This window comes from Mesorhizobium sp. WSM4989 (genome assembly GCF_029625795.1).
In the GTDB taxonomy this organism is placed as follows: Bacteria; Pseudomonadota; Alphaproteobacteria; order Rhizobiales; family Rhizobiaceae; genus Mesorhizobium.
The window spans coordinates 1,518,801-1,531,023 of record NZ_JARTVN010000002.1 but is presented as its reverse complement, the minus strand read 5'-3'; the positions used below and the strand labels follow the sequence as shown (position 1 = coordinate 1,531,023).

19 protein-coding genes and 1 pseudogene are annotated in these 12,223 nt (G+C 59.8%); 8 read left to right on the top strand and 12 right to left on the bottom strand.

Annotated elements, in window-relative coordinates:
- Positions 1–360: 360 nt before the first annotated feature.
- Positions 361–474: pseudogene (locus P9217_RS20120) on the top strand (NADP-dependent oxidoreductase); the annotation flags it as partial.
- A 316-nt stretch (positions 475–790) separates the two neighbouring features.
- Positions 791–1,750, top strand: coding sequence for a manganese catalase family protein (locus P9217_RS20115; protein WP_278052902.1), 960 nt, complete (start codon positions 791–793; stop codon positions 1,748–1,750).
- 1,666 nt (positions 1,751–3,416) lie between these two features.
- Here the strand turns inward: P9217_RS20115 and P9217_RS20110 are convergent.
- Positions 3,417–3,797, bottom strand: coding sequence for a cytochrome c family protein (locus tag P9217_RS20110; protein ID WP_278052903.1), 381 nt, complete (start codon positions 3,795–3,797; stop codon positions 3,417–3,419).
- Positions 3,798–4,137: 340 nt separating this feature from the next.
- The gene (locus tag P9217_RS20105) at positions 4,138–4,908 is read right to left on the bottom strand and encodes an RNA ligase family protein (RefSeq protein WP_278088221.1); all 771 of its coding nucleotides are present in this window, start codon (positions 4,906–4,908) and stop codon (positions 4,138–4,140) included.
- A gap of 158 nt (positions 4,909–5,066) precedes the next feature.
- On the opposite strand from P9217_RS20105, the gene P9217_RS20100 reads away from it, so the two are divergent.
- The 3 genes from P9217_RS20100 (at position 5,067) to P9217_RS20090 (ending at position 6,977) form a co-directional block, all read left to right on the top strand.
- Entirely contained in the window at positions 5,067–5,465 is a 399-nt protein-coding gene (locus P9217_RS20100; RefSeq protein ID WP_278088222.1) for an ankyrin repeat domain-containing protein, read from the top strand.
- Positions 5,462–5,965 (top strand): c-type cytochrome, encoded by a 504-nt coding sequence (locus P9217_RS20095; protein ID WP_347404361.1) that lies wholly within the window; start codon positions 5,462–5,464, stop codon positions 5,963–5,965. The genes P9217_RS20100 and P9217_RS20095 overlap by 4 nt, the downstream gene beginning before the upstream one ends.
- Before the next feature lie 793 nt (positions 5,966–6,758).
- Positions 6,759–6,977 carry a hypothetical protein gene (locus P9217_RS20090; RefSeq protein ID WP_278052906.1) on the top strand — a complete coding sequence of 73 codons (219 nt, stop codon included), beginning with the start codon at positions 6,759–6,761 and terminating at the stop codon, positions 6,975–6,977.
- A gap of 516 nt (positions 6,978–7,493) precedes the next feature.
- Here the strand turns inward: P9217_RS20090 and P9217_RS20085 are convergent.
- Positions 7,494–7,703 carry a cold-shock protein gene (locus P9217_RS20085; protein ID WP_278088236.1) on the bottom strand — a complete coding sequence of 70 codons (210 nt, stop codon included), beginning with the start codon at positions 7,701–7,703 and terminating at the stop codon, positions 7,494–7,496.
- Between the two features lie 259 nt (positions 7,704–7,962).
- Here P9217_RS20085 and P9217_RS30445 point away from each other — a divergent pair, with 259 nt between their 5' ends.
- The 3 genes from P9217_RS30445 (at position 7,963) to P9217_RS20070 (ending at position 9,103) form a co-directional block, all read left to right on the top strand.
- A complete protein-coding gene (locus tag P9217_RS30445) occupies positions 7,963–8,268 on the top strand; it encodes a DUF892 family protein (protein ID WP_336618935.1) in 306 nt (101 codons plus the stop codon).
- A gap of 201 nt (positions 8,269–8,469) precedes the next feature.
- Complete coding sequence (locus P9217_RS20075) at positions 8,470–8,718, top strand: DUF982 domain-containing protein (protein WP_095825941.1); 249 nt, start codon at positions 8,470–8,472, stop codon at positions 8,716–8,718.
- A gap of 127 nt (positions 8,719–8,845) precedes the next feature.
- The gene (locus P9217_RS20070; protein ID WP_066995590.1) at positions 8,846–9,103 is read left to right on the top strand and encodes a hypothetical protein; all 258 of its coding nucleotides are present in this window, start codon (positions 8,846–8,848) and stop codon (positions 9,101–9,103) included.
- Positions 9,104–9,144: 41 nt separating this feature from the next.
- On the opposite strand, the gene P9217_RS20065 is transcribed toward P9217_RS20070, so the two are convergent.
- The 9 genes from P9217_RS20065 to P9217_RS20025 form a co-directional block, all read right to left on the bottom strand.
- On the bottom strand, positions 9,145–9,897 hold the full coding sequence (locus tag P9217_RS20065) for an NYN domain-containing protein (RefSeq protein ID WP_066995625.1): 753 nt from the start codon (positions 9,895–9,897) through the stop codon (positions 9,145–9,147).
- A 12-nt stretch (positions 9,898–9,909) separates the two neighbouring features.
- Positions 9,910–10,089, bottom strand: coding sequence for a hypothetical protein (locus tag P9217_RS20060; protein WP_278052907.1), 180 nt, complete (start codon positions 10,087–10,089; stop codon positions 9,910–9,912).
- A 3-nt stretch (positions 10,090–10,092) separates the two neighbouring features.
- The gene (locus P9217_RS20055) at positions 10,093–10,242 is read right to left on the bottom strand and encodes a hypothetical protein (protein ID WP_278088235.1); all 150 of its coding nucleotides are present in this window, start codon (positions 10,240–10,242) and stop codon (positions 10,093–10,095) included.
- A gap of 97 nt (positions 10,243–10,339) precedes the next feature.
- Complete coding sequence (locus tag P9217_RS20050; RefSeq protein WP_095833000.1) at positions 10,340–10,591, bottom strand: DUF982 domain-containing protein; 252 nt, start codon at positions 10,589–10,591, stop codon at positions 10,340–10,342.
- 80 nt (positions 10,592–10,671) lie between these two features.
- Positions 10,672–10,941, bottom strand: a complete 270-nt coding sequence (locus P9217_RS20045) for a DUF1488 domain-containing protein (protein WP_278052908.1) — start codon at positions 10,939–10,941, stop codon at positions 10,672–10,674.
- Positions 10,938–11,258 carry a hypothetical protein gene (locus P9217_RS20040; protein WP_066995579.1) on the bottom strand — a complete coding sequence of 107 codons (321 nt, stop codon included), beginning with the start codon at positions 11,256–11,258 and terminating at the stop codon, positions 10,938–10,940. The genes P9217_RS20045 and P9217_RS20040 overlap by 4 nt, the downstream gene beginning before the upstream one ends.
- Entirely contained in the window at positions 11,255–11,497 is a 243-nt protein-coding gene (locus tag P9217_RS20035) for a hypothetical protein (RefSeq protein ID WP_278052910.1), read from the bottom strand. Before P9217_RS20035 ends, P9217_RS20040 begins: the two co-directional genes overlap by 4 nt.
- 94 nt (positions 11,498–11,591) lie before the next feature.
- Positions 11,592–11,951: a hypothetical protein gene (locus tag P9217_RS20030; RefSeq protein ID WP_278052911.1), complete on the bottom strand. Its 360-nt coding sequence runs from the start codon at positions 11,949–11,951 to the stop codon at positions 11,592–11,594.
- Complete coding sequence (locus P9217_RS20025; RefSeq protein ID WP_278052912.1) at positions 11,948–12,211, bottom strand: hypothetical protein; 264 nt, start codon at positions 12,209–12,211, stop codon at positions 11,948–11,950. The genes P9217_RS20030 and P9217_RS20025 overlap by 4 nt, the downstream gene beginning before the upstream one ends.
- Positions 12,212–12,223: the final 12 nt, after the last annotated feature.

The following is a 12,223-nucleotide window of genomic DNA, read 5'->3' as shown; positions in this document are numbered from 1 at the left end:
TTCATTATTAGCAGCTGCGCATATAGTGGCTCGCCGGCTCTTACCCCTGCCGGCAAGGCCCGGTGGCCACCCCCAAAGCCACACCGGCGAACATACGTGGTATCGCTGTTGGGCTCGCGGTCGCGGGTTAAGCCGAACATGGCATCCGCGAACTGGCCAGTTGCTCCAAAAATGAGGTCGCCGCACCAGCGAGGATTATATTCCTGATCGATGGACGAACCGAGAGGTACGCGATCAGGCCCTGTCCTTTTGAGGTAGAAATTAGCTATCTTGCAAGTGCGGCGGCCCCCTAGTTCGCCAGGCCGGCGCCGGGGCTCCACCGGGCTTTCACCTGGTGCTTCCTGATGACCACGTGATGCCGAATCAGGAGCGATCCGACCGGTCGTCGACAGGGTCTTTCCATTTGAAGCGACCAATGAGGCTCTGGCGTCGAACAGGCGTGCCAAGGGCAAGGTACTCATCAAGGTCTGGTAGTAGCTCTCCTTTGTTGTGAGAAGACATCGCTGATGCCAGCCTATGGCTAAACGCCGCTCAGCCTCGCAAGCTATGTCTGCCTCGGGAACGGCACGGGACTTCCTTTGCCTCGGCGATTTCGCTGGCGCCTTGGTAGTTAGTCTTGGACTTATAGCGCAGACAGCGCCCTTCGCCTGCCGCTCTCCGCGCCGGTCTGACCCGGGTGCGACGTTTGCACCGATCAGGCGCTGCCGGCCAGTCTATTTGCAATCGAACTGTGCGAGGGAACATTCCCGCTGATGGACGGTTCGGGGAACCCCAACCCTGGAGAAAACTCATGTTCATGCACAATAAGCGACTGCAATACACCGTCCGTGTGTCGGAGCCGAATCCGAAACTGGCATGCATGATAATGGAGCAATTCGGCGGAGCCGATGGCGAGTTGGCCGCCGCTATGCGCTACTTCACCCAGGGGCTGGGCGAGGATGATGTCGGCCGGAAAGACATGTTGCTCGACATTGCGACCGAAGAACTAAGCCACCTCGAGGTGGTCGGATCTATTGTCACAATGCTGAACAAGGGGCTCAAGGCGCAGCTTGCCGAGGGACAGATGAAGGAAGCCGAGCTGTATTTGATGGTTGGCGCCAGCGGCACAACGGCCAAGGAGTCAATCCTGTTTGGCGGCGGACCCGCATTGTGCGACTCGGCCGGAGTGCCTTGGACCGCCGCCTACATCGATTCTCGCGGCGAACCAACGGTGGACCTGCGCTCCAACATCGCGGCCGAAGCTCGTGCCAAGATTGTGTACGAGCGACTGATCAACATCACCGATGATCCCGGCGTCAAGGATGCCCTCGGCTTTCTGATGACGCGCGAAGTCGCCCACCAGAAGTCTTTCGAGAAAGCGCTGTACGCGATAGAGAACAACTTCCCGACGGGCAAACTGCCGGGCATCGAGAAATATGCCAGCATGTACGTCAACACCTCGCAAGGCGAAGGAGACGCCACGGGACCCTGGAACTCGGGAGGCGAATGGGACCGCATCGACAATCTCGAAGAGGTGATGCCCGCCGACGGCGGTGACGGGATGGCGACTATCAAGCTAAATGCCAAGGACAAGAAGCTCGCGGCCAATATGGCGGAGCGGACACTCTCGGACCCCGCTTCCGATCCGATGACGGGCGCCGATATTGGAGCAGGACCGGGGGCGGGCCGTACCAAGAATGGTGACATGGGCGGCGCCGCCAACATCCAGGAGGCGCCGGCGCGGGCAGCTGCCGCTCGCAAGAGTAGGTAGAATTAGGCGGCATGCAACGACGGAAAGCCGGTGAGAACGTTTTTTGCCGTGCCGAAGCCAAAAGAAACACCTGTCGCGACCGAGCATGGGAGCTCCCCTGCCCCGTCGGCGCGACCAACTTCAGAAAAAGCAAGAAGGCAACGCGGCCTTATGACCGTCCAAAGGGCCAGCGAGAAATACCCATCGCACCGAGCGGCGATTCTCGCATTGCCTCGTCACCTTCGATACCACGGGAGCGAAAATGCAAGGTTTGAAGCGGTCGTGTTGGGAGGAAGCCTACGACCTTGGGGAGTTTGCGGGGAGGCACGGTCTGACGGCCTTTGTTCCACTATCCGCCAACGGGATGCAGGCCGCCCGATGATCAGTTGTCTGTCATCTTATGAAGGCCACGCCGCATCATCTGGGCTTCGGCAAAGTTAAAGGCTGGCACCCCTCCCTGAATGTGCGGCTGATCGTGCCTACACCGCATTCCTCTACCACGACCCGCCATTCATCACTGGTGTCAGATATCCCGACCGCATTCCGGGTGATAAGGTGGCTTAACCGGTGCGGGTTACCAGCGGCCTGGTTTCACGCAATTTCTGACAGGAACGGTCGATAGCTTCCCTCGGCGACTAGCTGAAAGTCGTTGTTATAGAGGTGCGCGTGAAGGGATTGACAGGGTACATACCGCCTCCAGTCGCAGAAGGGAGCTGTCTCTCAGCCGCCGATATCCATTTGGCTGTTACCGGCGGTGCGCATAAACTTACAGGAACCGGGCTCGGTTCCCGACTATTTTATCAAATGTTGTGAAGACATGATTGCTGGAAAGGCAAGAGCCCGCTCGCGGGAGGGTCGAGCGGGCTCCGTTGCTGCTTATCAGGCGACTCGGATAGAACTGGGACACCAACCGTGCCGCCGAGTTCATAACCGCTCGCCGGTCCGAACGTTCCCCGAGGTCGGAGAGACGGCGGGGCCTAGCTTGGGGCAGGAGGACCCGGCCTGTCGCGGGGTGGGTGGGGACGTGGAGAGCAGGCCGGGGCCTCTTACCCGTTCCAAGCCTGGGCAGATGCAGCGTCGTCTACTCCCACGGCAAGGTGCAAGCGGCCGCGTCCGTCAGGAAAGCAACAGCCCTGCCAGCAGCACAGTCAGGGCAAGCGAAGCGGGCACGGCGAGAAGCCAACGAGCTTCCAGGACACTGTTGCGAGGGTCTTGCATTTCCTTCACTCCTAGCAAGACGGCTCCAGCGCGAACCCGCCAAGCGCTGGAGCCGATGGCTTGCGCTCAACCGCCGTTACCGGGAGCTGCCGGCACCCCTTTTCAACGGTGCCTCTATCCATTCGTTCCGAGTTCGGGCACACAGCCGGCGCTAGGTACGACTGAAGCCCTGTCACCGCGCGCATAGGTCCACACCGTGAAACATAGAGCCCGCTATCGCACATTGGCTCCGGATTTGAAGAGTGGGTAGATGCCCGCCCCCGTTGCCTGGGGTGACGGCATTTCTCCTTTGCATGTCAGCCGGCCAACCTGCCTCGCGGTGCTGCAGCGTCGAAGATAACTTCGAAAACGCTGTCAACCTCGTCTGAAACTCTTTGGGCGAGTTGCCTTCGCGCCTCGCGGCCGCCATCCCCGGCCGCCTTCGGTCGGGGCGAGCCGGCGCCACAGACAGGGGCCTGGAATGGCCCGATTACTTGGAAAACTGTTTTAGGTAAGCAATGACGTTGGCCACGTCCTGATCGTTCTTGAGGCCGGGAAACGCCATCTTCGTACCCTTGACCGTCCCCCTCGGGTCCTGAAGGTACTTTGTCAGCCTAGGCTCATCCCATTTGATGCCGGATTTTCCGGCCTCGGTCATGGCCATGGAATAAGTGAAACCGGGATGCGTGCCCGCGGTGCGCCCGATGACGCCGTGCAGAGACGGGCCGACCTTGTTCTGGTCCTGGTCTGCAATGTGGCAGACCTTGCACTTGGTGAAGACCTTCTCGCCTGCGGCGACATCCTGCGCCAGCGAAGGACTTGCAATGAAGATCGTGGCCGACGAGGCGATCAAAAGTGCGATTGCGCGCATGGCATACCTCCCTGATCGATCGTCATTTGCGCCGGACGATCCGTACCACGCCAGCTGCGCTGGGGCAGCCTGCACGGTAGAGCGGAATATCCGTGGTCCCACCAATGGAATTGCGGCATCTACATACCACAGTATCAAGCCGATGGGTAGAAACGCCAGTTTATGTGAAGACCTAAAGCGCGTCCCAAGGAAACGGACTCAGGCGACGCGGTCATGGCGCTCGGCCTGCTGTCGGGACGCGGCGAGGCTGCCTTAGGTTCCTTCCTCGAAGTCCTGTAGTGTCGCATGGCGTAGCGTATGCTCGCCGCGAAGGAATCTTACCCGGCCCGTGATGCCTGGCTTAACCCACTCGACAGCATCGGCAAAGGCGCTCGGCACCCGCTGCGCGGGCTTTGGCGCGCTGGCCTCCTGGACACGCTTCCAAAGCCGTTCCCTGAGGCCGCTGGGCAGCGTTATGAACGCGGTGCCGGCATATCGGCCACCGCGCGCCATGATCGCCACAGCAGGCTTCCCAGGCTCGCGTCCGATGCCCAGAAGCTTGAAGTCGCCGACACTTCCCGCTTCGATAGGGCCTTTCGCGTCGCTTCGAGACCATTCCTTCAAGGGCCATCTGCTCGACGGCTTCGAAGAACGCGGCGCCATTGCCCTCTACATGATCGCCGTATTGAATGATCCCCTTGGCCGGCTTAATCAGGTTCCAGAGCTTGGCCTTGCGCTCCATCAGCGGCAGGGAACGAAGATCCTGGCCGTCGAGGTGCAGGATGTCGAAAGCGACGAATGCAAGCTGTTCGGCATTCCACACCATCCGCGAATGCATCCGGTGAAAGTTCGGTCGTCCATCCGGCTCCGGCGCGATCATCTCCCCGTCAAGGATGAAGGCCTTGGCGGGCAGCTTCTCGGCCGCAGCGACGATAGGCCAATACCTTTGCGACCAGTCGTGCCCATGGCGGGAGAAGGCGCGCGCGCCGGCCCCGTCGAGGATGACCTGGATTCTGTAGCCGTCGTATTTGATTTCGTGCAGCCAATCATCGCTGACTGGCGGTGTTTCAACCTGGATTGGCTCAAGAGGCCTAATAAAGTACAGCCGGGCTTCGCCGGCAGGCTTACGCATACGAACCCCAACGCAAAACTCCAATTTGATTCAATCTCGAATGGCGGCTTCGGTTCCGTTAGCAGTTACTGAAATACCTTGCCGCGATTTGGCATTCACACTAGACTCTGCGCTTCTCGAAGCGTGCCACGTCCTCCGGTTTGCACAGGGGATGCCGAATGCGCGACGTTTTGCTTTTCATTCTGTTACTGCTTCTGCCCGTTCCGACGGCATCGTATGCCGCCGCCATCCACGACGCCGCTATGAAGGGCGATATCGGGGCGATCACGGCAGCTCTCGACGCAGGTGCAGGCGTCGATGAGAGTGACGGGAAAGCGACACCACTCTATCTTGCGGTCAAGGGTGGGCATTTTGCAGCGGCAAAAATGCTCATTGAACGCGGTGCGGACGTCAACGCCGCCCCGACACCGTGTTTTGGGTCCTGCGCTCATGCCAGCTTTGGCAAAACGCAGGATCGACCTGATCAATCTGTTGCTGGACGACGGCGCGAATCCAAATCCGCAGCCGCGAAAACGCTATCCACATCGCGGTCAATCTCGGTTGCATCGATTGCGTGAAGGCACTGGTCGAGGCCGGCGCGGACGTGAATGCGAGGACAAAGGACGGCAAGACACCGATCCATCTCGCAAAACGCAAGGGGCAACGCGAAATCGCTGACTATCTCATGTCGCACGGCGTCGTCTTGCCGACACCGGCTCCGATCTCGATGAAGTTGGCTGCTGCCGACGTCGAGAATGGCCGAACCTACTTCACCCATGTGTGTCACGGTTGCCACAATGGCGAGCCCCAGGGAGGGAGCAAAACGGGACCGAACTTGTGGGGGGTAGTCGGCCGCGACAAGGCTTCCACGGCAAAAATGGATTATTCCGATGCCTTGCTGGGCTGGGAAGGTGTGTGGGTGTGGACGTATGAGGACCTGAACAGATATCTTTTCGGGCCCATGCTCACCACGCCCGGCGTTAAGATGGAGACGCCTGGCGTTCCGGACGAGACTGAACGGGTCAACCTGATCGCCTACTTGCGCACACTCAGCGACAAGCCGATCCCGCTCCCCTGATTGCTCGCGAAGGGAGCCTGTATGCCGATCATGAAAGCATACGCGCAGCACGCCTTGGCCGGCTGAGACCAAACACATCTGTGTCGTTTTAGGACGGGAATGCTGGCATCGACCTTGCATCGAAGAAATTGCCGGTAACGCCTCACCGGACTTCCTGATTGGGCATCAGGAAGTAACTACGCCGGGCTTGAGGATTTGGGGTTCCTCGCCCGGCGATCTCTTTCAGCAGTCGCCAAACTGGTGCGAAAACGCCAGCCTATGGACGCGATCTTCGATGATATCGCCACTGCCCTCAGAGAGCTCCGCGTAGACGTTTGGGCCAAGGTCCGCGTCATTGCCCTAGGTGCTGCTGGCAAGTTCTTTACGGGCATTGCAATCGGGCTCGGTTTCGGGATCGGACGCCTTCGTGGGCTGACCCAATCAACAATTGCCATCGCCCGCCGTGACGCTATGGTTAACGCTGTCCGGGGTTTTTGGCTACCCACTCCCGGACTACCTCGGCACGGCGGTGCGTCACCACTTCCCCCCGAAGCAAGATGGCTGCCGGGCCGTTCTATAGCCTCCAGGCTCGTGAGCGCGGCAGCGTTCCAGCCGAGGCCATAGCCCTGGCTATGTAAGTTGCCTGCCATTCAGAGGCCAGAACGGAAAGAGTACGAGAGCGTGGTGACGCTCCATAGCCGTCGACGAGAAGGCGCCTCTGGCGACCAGCCGAGTTGAGGGCTCTCGGCGTTGATCAGAAACCTTATCGACGGTCCGGCGTTGGCTCCTCACGATTTCGGGACCAGGAGATAAAATGCAAGGTTTGAAGCGGTCGTGCTGGACGGAAGCCGACATAGACGAGTTTGCGGCAAAGCATGGTCTGACAACCAGGCAGGCCGAAATTGTCATCCAGAGCAACGGTCCATCCAAGCGCAAATGCGACCTGGCAGCCGAGGCATTTATGGCCGCGCTCAGACAGTGCAGTTATTCGAAAAGGCGCGAGAAGATCCCCTCTAAGGTCGGGAAGCAATGATAGCCGTAGGGTTTGAACTATGTCCGGTGAAGCCGCGACCTCTCACAAGGTCGCGAGCGAGGACAGACCGGAGGCCGCAGCTACCAAGATGACTTGGCCGGGCCGTTGGAGGCCGGCGCCCGAAAGTCAAACCCGTCGCAGCTTCCTGCCCGTTGTTGTGATCGTATCGCTGATACACCTAGCCGTGCTTACGCCCGTTCGTTGGCTTCTTCGCCGTCGGCGTGTACGTATTTGTTGCCTCCCTGGCAAGCCTCGCCAGCCTTAACCGCTCGGTCTTCTGTTCTCGCGCGGCGTCTTCACCGTCGATAATTTGGCGGGCGGCCCTGGCTGTGGCGTCCTGCCTTGTCTCGATCGCGGTCGGCTTGGGCTTGAATATTCCTTGCGGTATATCGGGGTGTCGCATGATGCGCTCTCCAAATCGGAAAACAAAAAAAGGCCGGGCTTGCCCGACCTCTCTGATCTGCGCTCTGTGGCCTGTGCCAGTACATCCGTGGTCAACGGCCAGAGCGCAATAATTTATGCGGCTTGCAGGTTCTCGGCCGCGAATTTGCCGTTACGCTTGTCCTTCACGAGTTCGAAGCTGAGTTTCTGGCCCTCGACCAGTGAGCGCAGACCGGCCCGCTCGACAGCGGAGATGTGGACGAACACGTCCGGCTGGCCGCCACCCTGCTCGATGAAGCCGAAGCCTTTGGTCGAATTGAAGAACTTTACGGTTCCCGTATTCATGGCGATTTCCTTTCAATCATCCATAGAAAATTGCTTGCCGTGCAAGACACACGGCAAACGGTTCAGATCGATTTTGAGAGGAGAAGATCGCCGAAGACGCGTTTCGCGTCAGAAACAAAGTTCGACAGACAAGATCGATATTTGCAACATAGACCCGTTCAGTGTTCTAAACAAGGCGCGGCCGGCACTAATTCTCGCCTTTCAAGACCGACGGCCTTCCAGCTGGCGAGTCGGTTCTGGAATGGCACTCGGCAGCTGATTGCGTAATCCACCATCCGACCTGAATGGCGGGACGATCACCGCGAGTGGCGGAAAGTCACCAGGCCGGGTGGTGACACAGAACCATTCGTTGCGTCCGCTCTTTCTCCATGCCAATTCCCCCGCGGAGGACCACTTTAAGGAAACGAAGGGTCAGCTCACGAAAATCGAACAGGTGTTCAAGTCGACCGGCAAGAAGACTTCCGGCGAGAAATACGACGTTATCGAAGGGCCTCGCTTGGAAGTCGGCGGCCCGATCGCGAATGCCGGCTTGCTGGCGGCCTGCCAGGCGGTTGAGCACCCATGACATTGCCCGGCCGGCTCTTTGGGGAATGGGCGCAGGAGCTCGAGCACGATAAGACGCATAAGCTGCTCAGCAGATCCTCGACCAGGAGAAACACCTCGCGTCAACAAAACGGCTTGACGGCGAACTGGGAGGTCCCCGCGCGAATTGGGGCGGAACGTGGAATTGCCTCGCTATCCAGGCGTCAATGCCCTAAGGACAGCGATGCAAAATCCCAAATTCACTCAGCCGGTGACTGTTCGGGCCAGTGCTCAAGGCGCCGAGACGATCATCACTGACGTTTACGAATGCTCGTCATTTCTGCTTCGGAAGTGGCCGGGCAAGCGTGGACCGTCACATCGCGCCGCGCTCCAGGCTTGCCACGATGCCAGCGCGGACAAAAAGCCCATATCGAGCGTTCGGCGGGCGTTCGCTTTGGCTGCGCGCGAGGCTGGTATCCTGGTGGGGCAATAACGGAGCGGGCTTGCCGAGGGACACGCGGGATATATCTATCCCCACGCCGAGGGTAGTTACCTGGCCAACCGACATGAATAGACGACCAGCGTGATGCCGTTTGCAGACAGGTCAAAGGAGGTCCGCCATGTCAAACCCGTCACGGGCATTCTACACAAGTTCCAACGGCGACCGCTGGCTGGTCGTCAAGGTCGGCGAGCGCGATGAGATTTTCGTGAGGCATGAGCCAAACCGGGCTTCGGGCGGTCAACCCTCCGAGGTTGACATCGAGACGTTCATGGCCCGCGGGCCTGGCTCGCCCGAAGGCGAAGCCTTGATCGATCTGCTCGACCAGCTGCGCACCGAACAGGACCGGGCGAGCATGGAAAAGCCAGACGGTCGATAAATAGCCAACCTGCAAGGACTCGGATAGCTGCGCCGTACCGGTCACGCCTTCCGCCCTCCCCTTCGCGCTGCCTGCGGTTTGATTCTTATGCGCAACGTCCCGCCCTCCGGGCGGTCGATTTCGAACGCGTTCGTCTTGCGGACGAGATCGCTTAGCTTGCGAAAACCAAAGGTGCGGGGATCGAAGTCGGAGGCCAGATTGGCAAGCTGCGTGCCGACCGCACCGAGCGGAACCCAGCCATCCTCGCTTTCCATCTGCGCGATAATCTTGCGGATGATCGGCACGGCCGCTGAGGGCGGTTGCAATGGCTTCACGCTCGATACCGCCTCAGGTTCGTTGCCCGGCGCAGACGGAAGCAGATTCTCGGTATAGACAAATCGCCGGCATGCCTGTCGGAAACTCTCGGGCGTCTTCTGTTCGCCGAAGCCGAAGACGTCGATGCCCTGCTCGCGGATGCGGGCGGCCAGCCGGGTAAAATCACTGTCGGAGGAAACCAGGCAGAAACCATCAAACCGACCGCTATGGAGCAGATCCATCGCGTCGATCACGAGGGTGATGTCGGAGGCGTTCTTGCCTGTTGTGTAGGCGAACTGCTGCTGGGGTATGATTGCGTGCTTCGAAAGAACGTCGGCCCACGCTTTCGAACGCGAGCTTGAAAAATCGCCGTAGATGCGACGCACGCTGGCCTCGCCAATCTTGGCGATCTCCTCGAACAGCCCGTCGGCGATCTTGGCGGAGGCATTGTCGGCATCGATCAGAACGGCTAGGCGCGGCGACCGCGGCTCGGACGGTATCATAGAGCTTTCCTAGCGCTGTTCGTGCGACCTGAAGTTTTTGCTCTCAATGTCAATGATGTCGCCGCAGTTGGAGCATTCCATCTGGGTGTGAGTACGAATCCAGCCGACGACGGTCTTTGCCTGATGATGGCAACGGGGACATTCCACGTCGATTTCGAAGCTGTCTGTCTCGCGCTGCGTCATCGCCATGCCTCAGCTTTCGTCAGCAGCAGGCTCTCGCGCCTCTTTCTGCTCTATGGGTTTCTCCTTCGCAGCTTTCCCGGCAAGCTTGGCTTCTTTCTTGGCCGCCTTGGCCTTGTCTCGTTGACTCCGCTCGGATCGATAGTTTGGCTTCATCGCCATTCGAACTCTCCCTATCTGGTAGTCCGCAAGGCGCCGAATGCTAGCTGTCGCTACCCGGCCAGCGCGCGGCTTCAAACCGCGCAGTCGTTCGCCAAGCTCAGTAAATCTCAACCGTGCGGTCGTACCCGATCCCCGCCCCCTCAAGCGCGGTGAGGAATGCGACACTCGCGTCATCGGCAGCACCATCTTCGGCGCAGCGCTTCATCGCGTCGGTCCAAGCCAGGCTGTCGTTTCCTTGCCAATGGTCAAACAGGAAATCCGAGGCCTGTGCAACGGATTCAATCAGAGTGAAGCCGATCGGACCGGCGACATAGACAACCACGGGAACCCGGAATTTTTTGCCAGCCATCGTGCACCCTACGCCCAATTGTATGGAAAGACGAGCGCGGCGGGTCGATTGTTCACCCGCTTTGACCGCAACCGATGCTGCTACCTGAAATCGGCGGCGGTCAAAGTGTAGGAGTCGCGGCGGTGGCGCGCATAAACCTTGCCTGCCACGTGCTGGATGGAGGTTCGCAGGCCATCGAATGCCGAAAGATAGGCCGTCTCCACGCTAGCCTTCCCACCCAGGACAATGCCGTTTTTGGCCAGAGCCTCGGCCTCGATGAAGAAACGGATTTGAAACATGCCGTCATGACCGATGAAGTAGACGCCGTTACGCTCCTGATCGGAACTTCGGTTCGGGAACGCGAGCGTCATGACTGATCTGCCGGTGTCTCGGGAGCAACGAAGAAGCGCGCGGCGATCCTCTGCTTGCGGCGCTCCCTGTTGCAAAAGTTGAGGGACAGCATGCTTCTCGTCGCTTCCGAACGGCTGAGCCCGATCATGGAGGCGCCGTTCACATGCGCTGGAATGCCCGTGAAGACGTGATAGACGGTCCAGGAACGATCGACTTCGACGCGGCGGCCATATTGATGATCCCCAAAGTCGCATGCCTGCGCGCCGGCCGCATTGTCCTCGCCTGGATTAGCGGATAATTCGCGAGCTGCATCGGTGCGATGGTTGCTGGCGTTCATGATGCCGGCCCTTTGTCCATGTCACCCTGCGCAGCAATAACGCTGGAATAGACCGTCGCACCCTCGGCGTCGGCAATGGCGACGGCATCTGGCCATTGGGGCATGTTCAGTGTCCTCGCCAGAAGCCGCGCGATCTCGATCGCCGCGTCGAGGTCGGCCGCGTCCACGGTCTCACGGCCGACGACGGCGTGCGCGTCGTCGGCAACGCGCGTGCGATAGAATTGGATCACGACCTTCATCCGAGTTCGTCGCGCACGACCATCCTGCCGTCAGCCCTTGCTCTTGCTTTGGGCGTGGGTGCCGCCGGCGCCCTTGATTTGGCCGAACGCACTCTCAGGCTTCAGCGGAAGCTTTTCCTGCTTCGGCTTCCTGATCTCTCTGTTCGAGCGTTTCTGTCCCTTGGCCATGTCCGAACGTCCTTTCGATGAGCCTTATGCCGCCGTGCGATACTTCGGCGACCGGTTCCAGCCTGTCCTCCGTGACAACCCGCTCGTGCGGTTCGGCGTCGCTGCGGATGCGATATTGCGGCGAGTTTCCCCTCGGAGGCAGGGTACGAGTGACACGGTAGATTTCGCCGGTCTTTGGACCGACGCCGAGACCGCCCTTCAACCGGACCGCCTGTCCGATGTCAAAAAGGCGTGCCGGGGCTCCGTGCTGGATGGGTCGTGCTTTGCGTTGCATGAGGGTGGTCATGGTTGTCTCCGGTCCTTGTCGAGCGCCGCCTCGAGTAATGCCGGCTCAATCTGCACCATTTGTTCCTTGGACCCCCTCAAGGAGATCGCTGGCAGGTGAATGAACGCGGCCACGCGGCGCCAAGCGGTGTGGGAAGCGCTTTCGAGAGCCTCCTCATCAAGATCGACACGATACTCTCCAGCCGGTTGCGGCGCATCGAAGCCGGGCAGCAAAAACGCTGCATTGAAGCGAACGACGGTCGACGTAGTGCGAGTGGTCACTTGCGGCTCTCT